Below are 18,508 nucleotides of genomic sequence, written 5' to 3' on the forward strand. Positions count from 1 at the left end.
AGTCATGGCTGAAGTGTATTCTTGGCTCACACCGGTATGGAGTGAGTGGAAAAAAAGTCTCGATGCGGAGCGTTTTCCTAACTCTGTGATTGTTAATGCACCGGAAGGGCTCGGCGTTGATGCTTTGATTAGCCAACTTACCGACGCATTGATGTGCACGAACTATGAAAGCGAGTCGTGCGGGTTTTGCCACAGCTGTGAGTTAATGAAGTCGGGCAGTCATCCTGATTTTCATGTGATCTCACCCGAGAAAGAAGGTAAGTCGATCACGGTTGATCAAGTGCGTGCCAGTAACCGCTGGGCTCAAGAGTCTTCTCAGTTAGGTGGTTTGCGCGTTATTTTGCTTAACCCTGCTGAAGCAATGAACGAATCGGCTTCCAACGCACTATTGAAAACTCTGGAAGAGCCATCAAGCAAGTGCATCTTCATTCTGTCTACTCGTAACAGTAATCGCTTAATGCCGACTATTATTAGCCGTTGTCAGCAATTCAATGTGGTTAGTCCGCAGTTAGAGACAGCATCAGCGTGGTTAGATGGTGAAGTGGGCAAAGCGGTACCGCAGTATATTTTAGCACTCAATGACAACGCGCCTTTAAAAGCAAAAGCGATGTTTGAGCAAGGTGGCGTTGAAGCTTCAACAAAAGCGCTCGATGGCTTTGTGAATGTGATAAAAGGCACTCAACCTGACATGCTAAAGTTCTCTACAGAGCTTAGCAAAGACCCTTTGATTCAACTTGGCTGGCTTTGGCATCTATTGTCAGATGTACAGAAGCTGCATTTTGGTTTGGCGAATCAGGCTTTCACTCCGAGTGCGAAAGCACTGTGTGAGGCGATGTCTTATCAAAGTGCTTATGCAGCATCGAATAAACTGCTGACATTGATTGAGCAGTTAAAGCAACACCCTGGGCTCAATACGGAGCTACTCATAATGAATTGGCTGATAGCCACTTGCGAGGAAACATGTTCGTAGATTCCCACTGCCATTTAGACAAACTGGATTACCAAGATTTACACACCAGCGTAGAAGATGTGGTTAACAAGGCGAAGGCTGCTAATGTAGACCAATTGCTTTCTGTCGGTGTGACACTCGATTCGTTTGAAAATATGCTCGAGATGATCTCGCCGTTTGATAACGTTAAAGCCTCTTGTGGCGTTCACCCTCTCGATGTTGAAAGTGATTTCAGCCTAGAGACAATGCGTGAATACGCGAGCAACCCTAAGGTTGTGGCGATTGGAGAGACAGGTTTAGATTATCACTACCAACCAGAGACGGCGGAGCTGCAACAGCTACGATTTAAGCAGCATGTTGAGTTAGCCGTTGAGCTGAATAAACCTTTGATCATTCACACTCGTAACGCACGTGAAGACACATTAGCTATTTTACGTGATGGCGGAGCTGAGAAGTGTGGCGGTGTGATTCACTGCTTTACCGAAGATCAAGCATTCGCAGAAGCAGCAATGGAACTAGGTTTCTATATCTCAATTTCAGGCATTGTGACCTTTAAGCAGGCTACAGAACTTAAAGAAGTTGTTAAAAACCTACCGCTAAACAGGTTGCTGATCGAGACGGATTCTCCATACTTGGCGCCCATTCCATATCGTGGAAAGCAGAATCAGCCTGCATATGTCGTCGAAGTGGCGGCCTACATTGCGCAATTAAAAGGTGTGTCGATGAAAGAGGTTGCCGAACAAACGACCAAAAATTACCAAAAACTTTTTTTGCGATAAAAATCTAAGTAAACAAATAAAAGGGAGCAAAAGCTCCCTTTTTGTGTTTTTGATCACCAAAAATACGTTTTTTTTTAATGTTTACGAATTATGTTGAACTTGAGAGCGCTAATTATAACATTTGTAATTTTGTTACTAAAAATAACATTCGCTCCTATTTTATTTACCCAGTAAAATAATAAGGCTCTTGAAAAATACTTATATATTTCAATGCATTAAACACTTGTAAAGCATTGCATTTCTAGATTTGACATGTGATCCAAGACGTGTTTTGAAACTAAATTTCGTAAGTGACTAGAAAGTTAGTTCCCCATCAATATATATTTAGCGGCAGAAAATATAATGCAATACATGGTTACATTTTCGCAGGGTGCTAACATATAGGCTACGGGGGTGTGCCGTTAGAACCCAATATAATTATTTTATCTTTATCAGGAGCATAAACATGTTTAAGAACCTTTTTGCTAGCCTGCAGAAAGTTGGTAAGTCTCTGATGCTTCCAGTATCAGTTTTACCAGTTGCGGGTATTTTGCTAGGTGTCGGTGCAGCAGATCTTCCTTTCATTCCAGAAATCGTTTCAAACTTAATGGAACAAGCTGGTGGTTCAGTATTCGGTCAAATGGCACTACTGTTCGCAGTAGGTGTTGCACTTGGCTTTACTAACAACGATGGTGTAGCGGGTCTAGCTGCTATCGTTGGTTATGGCATCATGACTGCTACACTTGGCGTAATGGCTGGTGTAATGGGCGTTGATAAAATCGATACTGGTGTACTAGGTGGTATCCTAGTCGGTGGTGTTGCTGCTTGGGCATTCAACCGTTTCTTCCGTATTCAACTACCAGAGTACCTTGGCTTCTTCGCTGGTAAGCGTGCTGTGCCAATCATCACAGGTTTCTCTGCGATTGGTCTAGCAATCCTACTATCTGTAGTATGGCCACCAGTTGGCGGCGCTATCTCTGCGTTCTCTGATTGGGCTGCTCACCAAAACCCACAAGTGGCGTTTGGTATCTACGGTATCGTTGAGCGTTCTCTAATTCCATTTGGTCTTCACCACGTTTGGAACGTACCTTTCTTCTTTGAAGCTGGTACTTGTGTAAACGCTGCTGGCGAAACTCAAAACGGTGTTCTTACTTGTTACTTAGTTGCTGATGACGCATCTCGTGCAGCGGGCAATGGCTTCGGTCAGCTAGCTGGTGGTTACATGTTCAAGATGTTCGGTCTACCTGCTGCTGCAATCGCGATTGCACACTCAGCTAAGCCTGAAAACCGCGCTAAAGTAATGGGCATCATGGCTTCTGCTGCGTTGACTTCATTCCTAACGGGTATCACTGAACCAATCGAATTCTCTTTCCTATTCGTTGCTCCAGTACTGTACGCAATCCACGCTCTACTAGCTGGTTCTGCATACGTTCTTGCGAACACTCTAGGTTTTGTACACGGTACATCTTTCTCACACGGTCTAATCGACTTCCTAGTTCTATCTGGCAACGCGTCTAAGATGGGCCTAATGGTTGTATGTGGTATTGCTTACGCTGCAATTTACTACATCGTATTCCGCACTGTGATTAAAGCTCTAGACCTTAAAACTCCAGGCCGTGAAGACGAGACTGAAGAAGAGTCAGTTGCGACTGGTTCTGAACTTGCTGGTGAGCTAGTTGCTGCATTCGGTGGCAAAGCGAACATCACTGGTCTTGACGCTTGTATTACTCGTCTACGTGTTGCAGTAGCTGATACAGCTCTTGTTGACCAAGACAAGCTGAAGAAACTAGGCGCTGCAGGTGTTGTAGTAGTAGCGGGTGGCGTACAAGCTATCTTCGGTACTAAGTCTGACAACCTTAAGACAGACATGGATGAGTGGATCCGTAACAACGGTTAATTCTCTGATTCAATAAATTGAAAGGAGGCCGAAAGGCCTCCTTTTTTGTTTTCTGCTCTATGAAAGATCTATTGTGCTTAATCTCCATTAACTCAGGTACTTATCATTCAACTCGATCATTTGATGGTCGTTCCCAAATTTTTCGTGTCTTTTATCTTTTACCCAGCGATGACACCTTTTGCTGAGATTCCAGTAGACTTCCGTTTTTTAAGTACAGTCTGAGAATATTATGAAACATCGTTACTTGATCGGCCTTATGTGCTGCAGCGGAGCCTCGTTTGCTCAAGCTTCTGAAGCTCCAGCTTTGGAAGTTGGACTCGCCATTGACCAAGACCTGAGTGTCGTTGTGGAATTTGATCAGAAATACCGTGCTACGATTGGCAATGACGACGCTGCCTTTGATTACATTTTGAAGCGTGGTCAGTTCGAGACTGAAGCTCCGTTGAGCTGGTACGTCGGTGCTGGTGCTTGGGCTGAATGGAATGACGACTTTGGCTTACGCTTGCCGTTAGGCGTGAAAGTGAATTTCTACGAAGGTTGGAATGCTTACGCTCAAGTTCACCCTGAACTCGATATGTATAAAGGTGTTGAGTTGCAAGTGGGCGGCGCTTTAGGTGTTACCTATAAGTTCTAACCTGAACTAAAACCGTTTTAATAATGAAAAAACCAGCATTTAGCTGGTTTTTTAGTTTGGGCCGATCTTATATTTTTGCTTCATTGAGCCGCTTAGAAAGTAAAACTCAGTCCGACATTGGCTTGGAATTGGTTCATCCAGTCGGTATCAAAGCGAATGATGCACTCTTGCCCGTTATTTGGGATATTACAAACACCGGAGGTATCGTTGTCGACAACCGTGCCTAACCAACGTACTTGTGTGTTCAACGCTAGTCGGTCACTAAATTTGTACTCTAAGCCACCAAAGATAGAAGTTGAGAATCCATACTTATCTTTTGCCCAGTCTACATCGACGTAAGAAGCACCCAGGCCTAGCCCTAGATAACCCGACAACACAGGCGAAGCAGGGTAGTAGATGCTGCTTTGAAGGTGCAGGTATTGGATGGAGGAGCTTAGGTTAAGCGTTTCTAATTCCGAGCTCTGATTGGAGTAGAAGAAGCCGATGCGTCCTTTTTCAAGTGGCGTTTCAATGGCAAAGGTGTAATTTTCAGAGCCTTTCATGTCATAGGTTTTACCGTCCTGGTCTTCGACACTGCCACCGCCGGTATAACCTACCATAGGTGTAATGATGATCTCCGGCGAAGCATACGCGCTTGAAACGGAGAGAAGCGTAATCAGTGCCATCATATTTGCTTTGTTATTCATGAGTATATCCTTATCCATACACTTACTAATTGTGATGGTTACATCAATATTGTGCGACTAATTTCGACGATTCTTGAAGATACTTCACACACCTGATAGTACTTAAATAGAGACTCGACAAATTAATAATAAACCAGAGGTGTCTATGGACCATAATCTTAAAAATGCCCTACAAATTACCGTGTTTATCTACATGATCATTCTTTCATTTGGCTTTATTGCGATTGGTAGTTAATACCATCTATTGCGAGGCTGAGTTTTGATACTCAGGGAATAATGAATAATGAATAATGAATAGTGGGATTATAACCAATATTGATACAGCAATAGACTTGGATTATTACGCTAAGTTTATTGCTGGAAAAACAGCACTGGTCGCTCAAGGTGGCGGACAGAGAAGTATTTTTACTTCTGGAGTGCTGGATGCCTTTCTTCTCTCAAATTTTGACCCCTTCGACGAATTTTTTGGTACCTCAGCAGGTGCTCTCAACTTATGTGCTTATCTGTGCCGTGATAAAGGCCTTGGACGTTCTTTTGTTCTCGACCTCACAACCTCACCAGAGTTCTTCAATCTCTTTTCCTATATACGACACAGAAAGAACCTAGGATTAGAATGGGCGCTAGAACAAATCATGGCTTACCCATATAAGCTCGATCTGGATTTAGGGCGACAAACGCTAGGCGATCGCCACTTCTATGCGGCTGTAACGGATTCCAAAGACTTACGAGACCACTACTTCCCATTATTGGGCGAAGATTGGTACAAGGTGATGATTGCGACCTGTGCTATTCCTCGCTTGTACAATGACGAAGTCTTTATTGGTGACAGTGCTTATGTGGACGGTGGTGTATCGGCGTGTATCCCAGTTCAGGAAGCGTGGCGAAGACAAGCTCGTTCTATTGTGGTGATTCGTACTGAGCCAGTGGTGGAGGAAGGTAATACCCATTTGGTTGAAGCACCAGTTAAGGGATCTTCAGTCAAAGCGCCTAAACCTATATCTGCAGAAGAACTGGAGTGGTTCCGCGAATCTTTCGACAGTGTTCAAGGCCATTGGCAACAGAAAGTGGAACAGTGGAAAACCGACTGGACCTCTTTCTTCCAACAACAAATTATGCGCTCAAAAGAGCAGAAGCGTGACCGTGGGCATTTAGACCTGCTGAACGGTGGTCGCTGGCTATTTGGTGCAGATGATATTTATCGCTTAAGTCATTTAATCGGAGATAAGTTTGATTCAGGGTTGGCTGACATGCTGATGGTGCATTATCAGACCTACTCATTGACTCAGGATTTTTTGAATTCGCCACCAGACGACGCGTTTGTGGTTCAGATAGCACCTAGTCAAACGCTTAAATCGAGCTCATTAATGAGTCATAAAGATGATTTACTGCATGATTACGAATTGGGTTTAGAAGCCGGTTACCGATTTGTGGAGACCTATACCTCAACGGAAAACGCTCGCAACTCGCATATGCCACAGTTAGCCACCATTGCTGCGGGTAACTAATTCCCGAAGTTGATGAGCTAGCATGCTGTGAGCTCGTTATGCTGTTTAAGCAGATTTTAGTGAGTCGTGTTCTGAAATGAAAAAGGGTTATTGAACTTGGTTCGATAACCCTTTTAAGTTTTTTGAGATTAGGCGAATCGTTTCGCCTTAAGGTCAAATATTAGGTGACAGGCAAGATTCTCATACAGTTGGTTGACCCTGCTACATCCATAATGTCGCCTTGAGTGACGATCACTAGGTCACCAAACTTAAGGTGTCCTTTCTCTTTCAAGCAAGTGAGTGTAGATAGTGCAATGTCAAAGCTGTCTTCGGCTTCTGTCTCGAAGTAGATTGGTGTCACACCTCGGTATAAGGTACAGCGATTAAGCGTTCCTTCGTTACGAGACAGCGCGTAGATCGGCATGTCGGCACTCAGGCGAGACATCATCAGTGCGGTGCGGCCTGACTCGGTGAGAGTGACAACGCCTTTAATGCCTTCCATATGGTTTGCAGAGTAGATGGTCGCCATCGAAACGGTTTCTTCGGCAGTAACAAAGGTGCGGTCAATACGGTAATTGGATTGGTTATTAATGCCTGCCATTTTTTCCGCACCAATACAGACTTCAGCCATCGATTTTACGGTCTCGACTGGGTAGTCACCAGCTGCAGTTTCACCAGACAGCATCACAGCATCGGTGCCATCGAGTACGGCGTTGGCAACATCCATAACTTCGGCACGGGTTGGCATTGGCGCAGAAATCATTGATTCCATCATCTGAGTTGCGGTGATGACAGTTCGGTTAAGCGCTCTGGCACGGCGTATAAGCTGTTTTTGTACTCCGACTAACTCAGGGTCGCCAATTTCCACTCCGAGGTCACCACGAGCCACCATGACCACATCTGAGGCCATTATGATGTCATCCATGTTCTCAACTGTAGCTACTGTCTCTGCTCGCTCCACTTTTGCGACGAGGTGAGCTTCTAAGCCGGCTTCTCGTGCAAGCTGACGAGCATAGTGCATGTCTTCACCATTACGAGGGAAAGACACCGCTAGGTAATCCACTTTGATTTGTGCGGCGGTGACGATGTCGCGCTTGTCTTTTTCTGTTAGCGCTTCTGCGGAAAGGCCACCCCCTTTTTTGTTGATGCCTTTGTTATTTGAGAGTGGGCCGCCAATGATGACTTCGGTATGAACGCGACAGCCTTCCACTTTGGTTACTTTGAGTTGAACACGACCATCGTCAAGCAACAGTATATCGCCGGCGGATACGTCGTTAGGCAGTTCTTTGTAATCAAGGCCAACGGCTTCTTGATTGCCTTCACCTAAACCTAGGCTGCTATCGAGAGTGAACAGGTCGCCTACGGCAAGTTGGATTTTGCCATCTTTGAATGTCGACACACGAATCTTGGGACCTTGTAAGTCTCCGAGAATGGCGATTTGAGTACCGTGTCTTTTTGCTATTGCTCTGACTTTTTCTGCGCGTTGTATATGGTCGTCGCTGGTGCCGTGAGAGAAGTTCATACGAACAATATTGGCACCGGCTTTGATGATCTCTTCAAGCACGTTACCTTTATCAGTAGAAGGGCCTAGCGTTGTGACGATTTTCGTTTTTCTTAATTCGGCTGTCATGAATACTCCTAGAGTGAGGCCAAGTAATCTTTTAAAAGACTGAATTAAGTATATGCATTAATTGATAATTTATTGGGAGCTAGGAGGATATTTCTTGATTTGCCTTTAATTATTGAATTCAGGGCTCAAATGCGATGTTTTATTCTGAAAATTAAGTCGCAAATTATCGATGTGGGTGTTAATTTTCCTCGAACTATTTGACTCGATACACAAAGATTCATGTATATACGTGATACTGGTCACGGCGATATACCAAGTGACTTCACAATTACTTCGCAAAGTAAAAAAATTACCTCGTTGATGATTTCTGGAGCGTAAAATGTACATGGCTCAACCGGGCCATATTGATCATATCAAACAGGTCAATGCTGGTCGTGTATATAAACTAATTGACCTTAAAGGTCCTATTTCTCGTATCGATCTGTCCAAGCAAAGTGAGTTGGCTCCGGCGAGTATTACTAAAATTACCCGTGAACTCATTGAAGCTAACCTTATTCACGAAACGACGGTTCAAGAAGCCACGACTCGTGGGCGTCCTGCTGTCGGTCTGCAAACCAATAACGAAGGTTGGCAATTTTTGTCGATGCGTCTTGGTCGCGGATACTTGACGATCGCGCTCCATGAATTGGGCGGCGACGTGCTTATCGATACCAAGATTGATATCCATGAACGTGATCAAGACGATGTGCTTGCGCGTCTTCTCCATGAAATCGATGAGTTCTTCCAAACCTATGCCGAGCAACTCGACAGGGTGACGAGTATCGCTATCACACTGCCAGGTCTGGTGAATTCAGAGCAAGGTATTGTGTTGCAGATGCCGCACTATAACGTTGAAAACTTAGCGTTGGGGCCGGAGATCTACAAAGAAACCGGTTTGCCAGTTTTTATTGCCAATGATACCCGAGCGTGGGCATTAGCAGAAAAGCTGTTTGGTAACTCACAAGACAACGACAACTCTGTTCTTATCTCGATTCACCACGGTTTAGGTGCCGGGATCATTCTTGATGGTCGCGTTCTGCAAGGACGTCACGGTAACATCGGTGAGTTGGGGCATATCCAGATCGACAAGGAAGGCAAGCTTTGCCACTGTGGTAATCGAGGCTGTTTAGAAACGGTGGCGAGTTCTCAGGCAATCCGTGAGCAAGTCAAAGAGCGATTGGTAAATGGTGAAGAATCAACGCTAACGGTGTTTGAAGACGTCACTATTGAACAGATCTGTGCTGCCGCTGCTAATGGGGATCCGCTGGCTGTCGAAGTGATTGAACAGTTAGGCCGTTATCTAGGTTCTGCGATTGCGATTGTGATTAACCTGTTCAACCCAGAGAAAATCTTGGTGGGTGGTGTTATCAATCAGGCGAAGAGCGTGTTATACCCGGCGATTCAAAAGTGTATCGAAGAGCAGAGTCTATCGGTTTACCATAAAGACTTAGAGCTGGTGGAATCTCGTTTTTATAAGCAGGCAACCATGCCAGGTGCTGCGCTCATCAAGCAGGCCTTATACGATGGCCAACTGTTAATGAAAGTTATTGAAGGTTAACCCCTTTTTCTCGTCTTGTAGCCTTACCTTGAACCTTTCCATGTACTTAAGCTTTGTATAACATCATTTGTTGTACTTAGTTTAAGCATCCTGTGCATTGGCGCTTTGCTTTAACCTATTGAAGTAGGCTATTGTAGCCACAGTTATTATTTGTCACTAAGGTGTTGTATGTCTGGCGTTTTAAATTCGGTTGATCAGAGAACCAAACTGGTCGGTGAAAACCGTCTGGAACTCTTGTTATTCAGCTTAAATAGTCGTCAACTATTTGCGATTAACGTATTTAAAGTGAAAGAAGTCCTCAAAGTGCCAGTACTCACTCGCTTACCGGGCTCTCATCATCATATTACGGGTGTTGCGTCTTTACGTGGTGAATCGGTGCCTGTTATCGATTTACGCAGTGCCATTGGCTTTCCGCCATCTCGTGCGGAGTCTCAAGAGAGCAACCTGATTATTACGGAATACAACCGAACCGTACAAGGTTTCTTGGTTGGGCAAGTTCGTAATATCGTGAACACGACATGGACAGAAATCCAGCCGCCGCCAAAGACAACAGGCCGTGCAAACTACCTAACCGCTATTACGCATATTCAAGAAGAAGAGCAGCACAAGATCGTCGAGATCATCGATGTTGAGAAAGTGTTGGCTGAGATCATTGATTACGATGTCTCGATCTCTGAAGGCGTTTTAGATGAACAATTAGCTCAGGAGATGATAGGACGCAATGTGCTTATCGTTGATGACTCTTCAACAGCGCGTAACCAGATCAAAGGCACCTTGTCGCAGTTGGGTTTGAACATTATTGAGTGTTGTGATGGCTTAGAAGCACTGACCTTACTTAAGGGCTGGTGTGATGAAGGCAAAGAAATCAATCAAGAAATATTGTTGATGATCACCGATGCTGAAATGCCTGAAATGGACGGCTACAAGCTGACACACGAAGTACGTACTGACCCAAGAATGCATGACCTATTCATCACGCTAAATACTTCATTAAGTGGAAGTTTTAATGAAGCTATGGTTGAGAAAGTAGGGTGTAACCGCTTTATTTCTAAGTTCCAGCCAGACCTCTTGGTTGAAGTGACTCAAGAGCGAATGCGTCAGATTTTATAATTAATGCTGCTGTACGGTTTGTTTTGAGTGACCTTATAGAAAGCGCTTGCTAATATTCACGCAGCATATTTTTCTTAACGAAATATGCTCAACTACTAGCGTAATTTTTCACACGCAATCTAAGGTAGTTCCTCTTAATGATATGGTTAACGTCTAAAGTCGTCATGACTTTGAGCTTATTACTGTATAGGGAATTTAAGAAAAGACGTACGGAAGCTGAAGTTGAGTCATAACTCAACAACTGGAATTGAAGGGAAGCGGATGCTTCCCTTTTTCGTTTTTCTTTCTCTCTTTTCTTTAGCCAATGATCGATTGAGAACAGTTGGTACTTCGCTAATGAAAATCCCGAGATTTGGTTTTCAAGCCAACAATTTCATCGGTAATATCGATAAGTTTTCCCGCGATAACATGCACGACTTCACCTTCTTTTTCTAATATCCCTTGTACTTTTAACGCCTTGGCTGTGAGATAAGCTTGCTGTTGAGCGCGTGCGGTTGCTCCCCATACCACGACATTAATATTGCCAGTGCTATCTTCCAGCGTAACAAAGGTGACACCTGCCGCGGTGCCGGGAGATTGTTTACCTGTGACTAATCCGACAACGGTGACCATAGATTTGTGTCTTTGCTGTATTAAATCTTTCATGTGTGTGAATCGACCTAATCGTCCTGCTTCTTCGAGCAAAGTGATGGGGTGCTTGTTCAATGAAATTCCGACACTGGTGAAGTCTTCGAGTAGATCTTGCATCTCATTGGGCTTGTGCAGTACATGTTCGTCATGTCCTGCCTCAGCATCGTCATAGGCTTGGCTAAACAGAGGTAAATCCGACGCCGAGTCCATGATCGCCCAGCGAGTCTGGAAGCGGTCTCCAGAAACGTTATGTAGCGCATTGGCCGATGCCAGTAGCTCGATATCTTTCTTATTCATCGATAACTGTTTCACCTGACTAGGGTGGCGATAACCGGATGGTGGACGATTGGCGAGCACGCTTTGAATTCCATGCTCGCTGAATCCTTTGATTTGTCGCAGCCCTAAGCGAATCGCTAGACCATTCTGATGAGGGGCAACCGTGTGGTCGTTTTGAGAAGCGTTCACACATACCGGAAGTATCACCACATTGTGTCGTTGTGCGTCTTGTACCAACTGTGAAGGGCTATAAAACCCCATCGGTTGGCTATTCAACAGAGAAGCGTAGAAGCACTCTGGGTAGTAGCATTTCAACCAAGCGGAGCAATACGCTAACACCGCAAACGAAGCGGAGTGGCTTTCAGGAAAACCGTACTCGCCAAAGCCGCATATCTGTTTAAAGATCTGCTCAGCAAACTCTGTCTCATAGCCGCGCTTTTGCATTCCTTCGATGAGTTTGTTTTTAAACTTAAAGACGTTGCCATTTTTCTTCCAAGCGGCCATTGCCCGTCTGAGTTGATCTGCTTCTCCGCCTGTGAACCCTGCAGCGACCATCGCGAGTTTGATCACTTGCTCTTGGAATATCGGTACACCTAAGGTGCGCGACAGTACTGATTCCACGTCTTTAGATGGATAACTGATTGGCTCAATGCCATCTCGACGCTTTAAGAACGGATGAACCATATCGCCTTGAATTGGTCCTGGACGCACGATAGCGATTTGAATCACCAAGTCGTAATAAGTCTTCGGTTTAAGCCTTGGCAGCATGCTCATTTGTGCGCGTGACTCAATTTGGAATATCCCGACTGTGTCTGCTCGCTGAATCATGCCGTAAACCTGAGGATCGTCCTTAAGGCGAGTGATCTCAGCAATGGTCAGTGATCGCCCGTGAATACGTTTGATCAGGTCGAAACATTTACGAATCGCAGAGAGCATACCCAACGCGAGCACATCAACTTTCAGCAAGCCTAAGGTTTCTAGATCATCCTTATCCCATTGGATAATGGTTCGATCGTGCATCGCTGCATTTTCGACGGGAACCAGTTCATACAAAGGCCCTGAAGATATGACAAAGCCACCAACGTGTTGAGATAGGTGACGTGGAAAGCCGATGATCTCATTCACCAAGTGGATAAACTGTTGCCCCTTCAAAGAATCAGGTTGTAGACCCAATTGAGTGAGCTGAGCCTGCCAACCTAGGCTTTTGTCCCTACGGTTGGTGTTCTTGATGAAGTAGTCGAGCTGGGTTTCTTGTAGCCCTAATGCTTTACCGACATCTCTTACCGCACTTTTAAAGCGATAAGAGATGACCGTTGCGGCAAGTGCAGCCCTTTCTCTACCGTATTTTTGATAGATGTATTGAATAACTTCTTCACGGCGTTCGTGTTCAAAATCGACATCAATATCGGGCGGCTCATCGCGCTCTTTACTGATGAAACGTTCAAATAGCACTGAAATCTGCCTTGGGTCGACTGAGGTGATTTCTAAGCAATAACACACCACGGAATTGGCAGCTGAACCTCGACCTTGGTAAAGAATGCCTTGGCTTTTAGCAAACATCACGATGTCGTGAATGGTGAGAAAAAAGAAAGGGTAGTCAAGCTCGTCAATTAATCCCAATTCTTTATCTATGATTTGTTGAATGTCATTAGGGACACCTTGTGGGAAGCGAGTTCGTTTTCCCTTTTCGACCAACATGCGCAGATAACTCATGGGTGTCTCACTTTGAGGAATCAGTTCACTGGGATATTCGTATCGTAAGCTATCTAAATCAAATTCACACAACTCAGCGATGCGGTTGCTCTCTTCTAGCCACTCCGCTTTGAAGATATGAGAGAGCTTATTGATACTCCGTAAACAACGTTCTGCATTAGCGAGTAAGTGACTGCCCACTTCGGTAATGGGTTTTTGATATTTAATCGCAGTGAGTGAGTGCTGCAAGGGTAAGCGATTCGCATTGTGCATCACCACACCACCACAAGCTGTAATCGGCAGTTGGTGATGTTGTGACAGCTCAACGCAGTAATCTGTGTACTGCTGGTCGGTTTGCTTTAGGTGTCTTTGTAAGCCGATCCACAACCGACCTGAATGATGCTGGGAGAGCCATTGCCCCCAGTGTGCGTCTTCATTTTTCTGTTGAGGAAGCCAAAGAATAAAGCAGTGCTTAGCCGACATGATATCCCACTCAGAGAGCTGATAATGTCCCTTGCTGCTACGACGTCTCGCGTTGGTAATAATACGGCACAGCTCGGCGTAGGCTTGTCTGTTTGGGCATATCAAGACCACTTGGCACTCTTCATTTAGCCAAAACATGCTCCCGACAATTTGCTTGAGTGATAGTTTATGTTGCTTGATCGCAGAGTGAACCTTAACGATGCCCGCGACTGAGCACTCATCAGTAACCGCGAGTGCTTTGTAACGCAAGAAATCGGCCTGTAAAACAAGCTCCTCTGCGTGTGAGGCTCCCTCAAGGAAGGAGTAATTGCTTTGGCAAAATAGCTCTGAGTATTGCTGAGACATAACGTAATCTCACTTAACCATTGCGAGTGAACATGATTGAAAAGGGACGCTGAAATTGAATAAGTAGAACGGAGGAGCTAACAAAGTTTCTTGCTGACTTACGTTCTTACCGACTAGCTAAATAAGCCGTGCAAAAACCACTGTTTATCTGGCGTTCTAAATATCCAGAGCCACCGACCGTTTTCGCTGTGAGCAATAAAGTAGTCACGAATGACCTTCTCTCCGTCCCACCAGCCAGACACAATGCGCTCTGGGCCTTGAGATAAGGTGACGCTTTCGGTTAAGGCTTCGGGCTCTGGCAGTAAAATACTGGGCCTGAGCCGCTGTTGAACGACGCTGAGAGCTATGGTTTGTTGCTCGCTCTCTGGGGGGGTTTGCCTTTTTGTCACAGACTTACTCAGTGTTGGGAGCGAATACTGATTGGCCTTTTCTGGCCTTGGGTCGTGCTGTATTTTTGGTGTTTGAATACAGGCTTGTCCAAGCTTTGCTTGCAGTAGTGAGAGCAAATCTAACGCGGCAAGTGTTCCGGTATTACCATCAAAAAGATCATGGTAGGCCATTTGGGGTTCTCCATGACGAACCAAGCTGAGGGTCAGTCCTTGAACCGGTGCGGTGAGCTTGAGTGACTCTAAGGTGAGATGAGTAAGGTTCGCCCATTTTTCAGCAAGGTAATCACCTTGTGCCGAATAAAAAGAGACAGGGTGATCGTCTTTATCTCTTAGGTGTAAAGTCAGAGTTAACTCGAAAGCCACTCGATCGCGTAGCTTCAAAAAACATTCGAGTTGATTCAGTAATTTCAGCAACGGCTTTTCGATAAATAGGATGTTTTCAATATCAAACAATAGCTCCAAATATTGCTGGAAATTCTCTGGTGGATGATAGAAATCAATCGGGTGCTTGAACTGGCCGTTAAGGCGACCGACATAATTCACCAAGTCGATATCAAAGCGGCGTGCGACCTCTTGCAAAGGCAGCTTTAATAAGTCTTCAACGGTATTGATACCGACACGGTTCAGGCGTTCCACTTGCTTGGTCGGTAGCTCACTGGAAATTAATGCTTGTTGATTGACCCAAGTTTTCATCTGCTCAATATTGTTTGTTGCTTGGTTGATCGCTTGCTTACCCAAAAGGATCGCAGAAAGCGGCGAATAACCCGTAGCGAAGCTGAACTGGATATTGAGCGTTTCTAAGTGGCTTTTGAGCTCATGCCAGTAGTTATCTAGCCCGTCGTAAAGTGACAGCATGTTAGAGGCTTTAATCAACAAACCATTAGGTGGCAATAACGCCATGTCGGAAGTGACCAGATACGCCCATTGAGCGATCTCTTTAAGCTTACTTTTCTCCAGTTCAATACTGTAAGGGTGGACGTGTAAGTTGTGGCACAAAGCTGCTGCAGACCCTAAGCCCATACCAAGCGAAATTCCCGATTGCAGCGCAGCTGGGTTTGCTTGCAGTACATGGTGATCTTTTTCATCCACGATGATAATAGGTTGTTCGCGTGAGTCTTCGCTCGAACCCAATTCATTAGAGTTAAACAAGGTATCCAACTGCAGAGATGGAAAGTGCAGATAAAGCCACAACATACGTTAGCCTTGCTTCGCAATAGGAAAAGCCAGCACAGTGTTACCAGACAAAGCGCGGTCTGAATTGTCTTCATAAACGACTTTCTCTGTGAGTAACGGCCAGTAGTGTGTCATGTCTAGAATAAAGCTGCCATACGACCAGCTGCCTTTTCTCTTAGTCACTTCAACCTTTAATCCCTGCGCGTGAGAAGAGAGTTTCATGCTTAAGGAAACGGGCAGGGATAATTGATTATGGCTGGTGGCTTTAAAGTGAAACTGCAGGCACTTACCGGTTTCACTGGCTGCTTGTAGGCGCTTTGTTTGGTGTATTTCTAGATCGGCTCCCCATAGCAATACAGAGTGACAAGCGCCGCTTTTGAGGCACTGCTCAGCTGCCCACAACGCATCGAGATCGCGTTGAGGCTGGATAACGAGAATGTTTTCTAATTCAATGCCTTGGCTGTTAAAAAACTCAGCACAGATCTTCCCTGGCGGGTTAATGAATATGGCCAGTTTTTGCGAGTTTTGTTGAGATAAATAGGGCGTCAGTAGGCGAAGCTCGCCGATCCCTTGTTGTGATTCAACTTCAATAACGCCGTGCGTCGGGAAGCCGCCATCAAGCTGTTTATCCAGTTGAGGATAGCCTGTTGAAGTGGTGCTTCCTTGCGTTGTTGATTGTAACCCTTTCCAGATTAGCTGGCGGTCTTGTAAGTTTTTTATTAGTTCATGCATAATTAAATATCTGTATATTTATACAGTATATTTAACAATGAAAAAGATGCAAAGAGAAATGATGAAAATTAGCGGCAGTAAGTGTTAGTTGATTGATTTAGATACAAAAAAAGCCGCTATGGAAGCGACTTTTTACTATTGGTCAATGATATCAGTTACTTAGGTTGAGCATCGATACATTGGCCATTAATGTCTGTCACACTTGGGTTCATTAAGTGTAGGTACAGTGGGATGATGTCGAGTGGCGTTTTTAGCTTATTCGCATCTTCTCCTGGGTACGCTTTTGCACGCATACGTGTTTGAGTGCCGCCTGGATTGATTGCGTTAACACGGATGTTCGTGTCTTCAAGCTCGTCCGCTAGGATTTGCATCATACCTTCGGTAGCAAACTTAGAAATTGCGTAAGTGCCCCAGAATGCACGGCCAGAGTGACCAACCGTTGAAGAGGTAAATACGATACGACCCGCTTCTGCTTTCTTAAGTGCAGGTAGCAGAGCTTGAGTCATCAAGAACTCAGACTTCACATTGATCTGCATAACATCATCAAAGGTTTCTTCATCAATCTGCTCAAACGGGCTCAGAGTGCCAAGAACGCCAGCATTATGAAGTAGGCCGTCTAAACGACCGAACTGTGATTGAATGGTTTCAGCCATATCAACGTAGTTCTGCTTTGTCGCACCTTTTAAATCCAATGGGATAATTGCAGGCTGCGGGTAACCAGCGCTTTCGATTTCATCGTAAATGAATTCTAGGTTTTTAACATTGCGGCCTAACAGAATGACAGTTGCGCCATGTTGAGCGAAGCTTAGTGCAGCTTGGCGACCAATGCCAGCACCGGCACCTGTAACCAAAATTACTTTATCTTTGAGGGCATCTGTAGAGATTGGGTAATCCACTGTGCTTATCCTTCTTTCTTTTATTATGTTCGTCATTCCATTGATGTTTAATCACACAGATAACCGCAGGAATGATGAGAAATTCTTGGTAATCGTGACAAGATGGTTACAATACACTAATTCATACAATAGGGGATATGACATTGGAATTTTTGTTGGACTACGGCTTGTTTTTAGCCAAGATTGCGACCGTTGTAATCGCCATCATTGCAATTTTAGTCATTGCTAAATCTGTGGGTGGAAAATCAAGCGCGATTAAAGGTGAGCTGGAAATCACGAACCTATCTGAACACCATAAACAGACGATTGAACAATTAGAGCACCATCTACACGATGATGCTTTCATCAAAGCCCGTGATAAAGCAGAAAAGAAAGCGGAAAAAGAGAAAGTAAAATCACGCGGTAAAGAAGTGAAGAAAGCAGCGAAAGAGGGTGAGCTTGATAGCAAGCGTGAACCACATCTATTCGTTCTTGATTTTAACGGCAGCATTGATGCGAAAGAAGTGGCTTCATTACGTGAAGAGGTAACGGCGGTTCTGGCTGTGGCTCGTGAAGGTGATGAAGTATTGCTGAAACTTGAGTCTGGCGGTGGCATGGTTCACGGCTATGGTTTAGCGTCTTCTCAACTTGATCGTATCAAAGCGGCAGGTTTGCCTCTGACTATCTCGGTAGACAAAGTGGCGGCAAGCGGCGGTTACATGATGGCATGTATCGCAGACAAAATTGTATCTGCACCGTTTGCTATTGTTGGCTCTATTGGTGTTATCGCTCAACTGCCAAACTTCAATAAACTGCTTAAAAAGCACGACATTGAGTTTGAACAGCTAACTGCGGGTGAGTACAAGCGCACACTGACTATGTTTGGTGAGAACAGCGATAAAGCACGTGAGAAGTTCAAAGAAGAGCTAGAAGAGACACACGGCTTATTCAAAGACTTCATTCGTGACCATCGTCCAGCGCTAGACCTTGATAAGGTTGCAACGGGTGAGCACTGGTTTGGTACACAAGCACATGAACTTGGGCTGGTGGATGAGATCCGTACTTCTGATGACTTAGTTGTTGAAGCATGCAAAGACAAGACGGTTCTAGCGATTCACTATGTACAGAAGAAAAAGCTGTCAGACAAGCTAGCTGGCGTGGCAGGTAAATCTGCAGACAGCGTGCTGATGAAGCTGATTGAACGCGGTCAAAAGCCGATTGTTTAAGC

General features: G+C 44.9%; 15 protein-coding genes. 9 read left to right on the forward strand and 6 right to left on the reverse strand.

Features of this window, described 5'->3' with window-relative positions; all coding sequences use genetic code 11:
* Positions 1-4: 4 nt before the first annotated feature.
* The 4 genes from ACED46_RS00165 (at position 5) to ACED46_RS00180 (ending at position 4,238) form a co-directional block, all read left to right on the forward strand.
* Positions 5-970, forward strand: coding sequence for a DNA polymerase III subunit delta' (locus tag ACED46_RS00165; protein ID WP_017062147.1), 966 nt, complete (start codon positions 5-7; stop codon positions 968-970).
* A complete protein-coding gene (locus ACED46_RS00170) occupies positions 961-1,728 on the forward strand; it encodes a TatD family hydrolase (RefSeq protein WP_017063483.1) in 768 nt (255 codons plus the stop codon). The genes ACED46_RS00165 and ACED46_RS00170 overlap by 10 nt, the downstream gene beginning before the upstream one ends.
* A 445-nt stretch (positions 1,729-2,173) precedes the next feature.
* The gene (ptsG, locus tag ACED46_RS00175) at positions 2,174-3,604 is read left to right on the forward strand and encodes a PTS glucose transporter subunit IIBC (protein WP_017062145.1); all 1,431 of its coding nucleotides are present in this window, start codon (positions 2,174-2,176) and stop codon (positions 3,602-3,604) included.
* A gap of 229 nt (positions 3,605-3,833) precedes the next feature.
* Positions 3,834-4,238 (forward strand): hypothetical protein, encoded by a 405-nt coding sequence (locus tag ACED46_RS00180; protein WP_371720694.1) that lies wholly within the window; start codon positions 3,834-3,836, stop codon positions 4,236-4,238.
* A 92-nt stretch (positions 4,239-4,330) separates the two neighbouring features.
* On the opposite strand, the gene ACED46_RS00185 is transcribed toward ACED46_RS00180, so the two are convergent.
* Positions 4,331-4,924: an outer membrane beta-barrel protein gene (locus ACED46_RS00185; protein WP_017067207.1), complete on the reverse strand. Its 594-nt coding sequence runs from the start codon at positions 4,922-4,924 to the stop codon at positions 4,331-4,333.
* 145 nt (positions 4,925-5,069) lie between these two features.
* Between ACED46_RS00185 and ACED46_RS00190 the strand changes: the two genes are divergently transcribed.
* Positions 5,070-5,159 (forward strand): YnhF family membrane protein, encoded by a 90-nt coding sequence (locus ACED46_RS00190; protein WP_100214626.1) that lies wholly within the window; start codon positions 5,070-5,072, stop codon positions 5,157-5,159.
* A 55-nt stretch (positions 5,160-5,214) separates the two neighbouring features.
* Complete coding sequence (locus ACED46_RS00195) at positions 5,215-6,429, forward strand: patatin family protein (protein ID WP_017063485.1); 1,215 nt, start codon at positions 5,215-5,217, stop codon at positions 6,427-6,429.
* A gap of 160 nt (positions 6,430-6,589) precedes the next feature.
* On the opposite strand, the gene pyk is transcribed toward ACED46_RS00195, so the two are convergent.
* Positions 6,590-8,038 carry a pyruvate kinase gene (pyk, locus tag ACED46_RS00200; protein WP_017062141.1) on the reverse strand — a complete coding sequence of 483 codons (1,449 nt, stop codon included), beginning with the start codon at positions 8,036-8,038 and terminating at the stop codon, positions 6,590-6,592.
* Between the two features lie 319 nt (positions 8,039-8,357).
* Between pyk and ACED46_RS00205 the strand changes: the two genes are divergently transcribed.
* Together ACED46_RS00205 and ACED46_RS00210 are read left to right on the forward strand one after the other, a co-directional pair.
* Positions 8,358-9,575: an ROK family protein gene (locus tag ACED46_RS00205; RefSeq protein ID WP_371720695.1), complete on the forward strand. Its 1,218-nt coding sequence runs from the start codon at positions 8,358-8,360 to the stop codon at positions 9,573-9,575.
* Between the two features lie 168 nt (positions 9,576-9,743).
* Positions 9,744-10,685, forward strand: coding sequence for a chemotaxis protein CheV (locus ACED46_RS00210; RefSeq protein WP_102321121.1), 942 nt, complete (start codon positions 9,744-9,746; stop codon positions 10,683-10,685).
* A 333-nt stretch (positions 10,686-11,018) separates the two neighbouring features.
* Here the strand turns inward: ACED46_RS00210 and ACED46_RS00215 are convergent, their stop codons facing one another.
* The 4 genes from ACED46_RS00215 to ACED46_RS00230 all read right to left on the reverse strand — a co-directional run bounded on the left by ACED46_RS00215 (position 11,019) and on the right by ACED46_RS00230 (position 17,301).
* Positions 11,019-14,111, reverse strand: coding sequence for an error-prone DNA polymerase (locus ACED46_RS00215; RefSeq protein ID WP_371720696.1), 3,093 nt, complete (start codon positions 14,109-14,111; stop codon positions 11,019-11,021).
* A 113-nt stretch (positions 14,112-14,224) separates the two neighbouring features.
* Entirely contained in the window at positions 14,225-15,694 is a 1,470-nt protein-coding gene (locus ACED46_RS00220; protein WP_102319685.1) for a DNA polymerase Y family protein, read from the reverse strand.
* Between the two features lie 3 nt (positions 15,695-15,697).
* On the reverse strand, positions 15,698-16,405 hold the full coding sequence (gene imuA / locus ACED46_RS00225; protein WP_017063488.1) for a translesion DNA synthesis-associated protein ImuA: 708 nt from the start codon (positions 16,403-16,405) through the stop codon (positions 15,698-15,700).
* 155 nt (positions 16,406-16,560) lie between these two features.
* Positions 16,561-17,301: a YciK family oxidoreductase gene (locus tag ACED46_RS00230; RefSeq protein WP_017062135.1), complete on the reverse strand. Its 741-nt coding sequence runs from the start codon at positions 17,299-17,301 to the stop codon at positions 16,561-16,563.
* Between the two features lie 143 nt (positions 17,302-17,444).
* On the opposite strand from ACED46_RS00230, the gene sohB reads away from it, so the two are divergent.
* A complete protein-coding gene (gene sohB, locus ACED46_RS00235; protein WP_004737399.1) occupies positions 17,445-18,506 on the forward strand; it encodes a protease SohB in 1,062 nt (353 codons plus the stop codon).
* Positions 18,507-18,508 lie beyond the last annotated feature (2 nt).

Origin of the sequence: Vibrio sp. 1S139 (genome assembly GCF_041439475.1) — a bacterium.
GTDB lineage: Bacteria > Pseudomonadota > Gammaproteobacteria > Enterobacterales > Vibrionaceae > Vibrio > Vibrio crassostreae_C.